The organism is Mycolicibacterium sphagni (assembly GCF_002250655.1).
GTDB lineage: Bacteria > Actinomycetota > Actinomycetes > Mycobacteriales > Mycobacteriaceae > Mycobacterium > Mycobacterium sphagni.
This window is the reverse complement of the sequence record NZ_NOZR01000063.1, coordinates 1-804: the sequence shown is the minus strand read 5'-3', so window position 1 is coordinate 804 and position 804 is coordinate 1. Positions and strand designations below refer to the sequence as shown.

Here is an 804-nt window from a genome sequence, read left to right as displayed (position 1 = left end):
CGGCGTCCGTTGGGGACGTTTGGTCGTATTGGTGATCACACAATCTTTTATGGGCGGGCGATCGCTGGTACTCCGCATGCCGCACTGCATTTCCGCAAAGAGATCATCCGTTTGATTGCGGAGATCTCGATGGGGGCGGGCACGTTGGCGATGATCGGCGGCACCGTGGTCATCGTCGGGTTCCTCACGCTGGCTGCCGGTGGCACGTTGGCGGTACAGGGCTACAGCTCGCTGGGCAATATCGGCATCGAAGCGTTGACCGGCTTCCTGGCGGCGTTCATCAACGTGCGCATCAGTGCGCCGGTGGTGGCCGGGATCGGGTTGGCCGCCACCTTCGGCGCCGGTGTGACCGCGCAGCTGGGGGCGATGCGGATCAATGAGGAGATCGACGCGTTGGAGTCGATGGGTATTCCCCCCGTCGAATACTTGGTCTCGACCCGGATTGTGGCGGGGATGGTGGCGATCACCCCGCTGTACTCGATCGCGGTGATCTTGTCGTTTGTGGCCAGCCAGTTCACGACGGTGGTGTTGTTCGGTCAGTCCAGTGGCTTGTATGACCACTACTTCAATACGTTCTTGAACCCGATCGACTTGTTGTGGAGCTTTTTGCAGGCGGTGTTGATGGCGATCACGATCTTGTTGATCCACACCTACTTCGGCTACTTCGCCACCGGCGGGCCCTCCGGGGTCGGGGTCGCGGTCGGCAATGCGGTGCGCACTTCCCTGATCGTGGTCGTCTCGGTCACCTTGCTGGTCTCCCTAGCCATTTACGGCTCCAACGGCAACTTCAACCTGTCCGGATAG

At 60.8% G+C, this 804-nt stretch carries 1 protein-coding gene; it reads left to right on the top strand.

Annotation, left to right across the window (positions count from 1 at the left end; genetic code table 11):
* Window positions 1-9 precede the first annotated feature (9 nt).
* Complete coding sequence (locus CG716_RS29395) at window positions 10-804, top strand: MlaE family ABC transporter permease (protein ID WP_234818099.1); 795 nt, start codon at window positions 10-12, stop codon at window positions 802-804.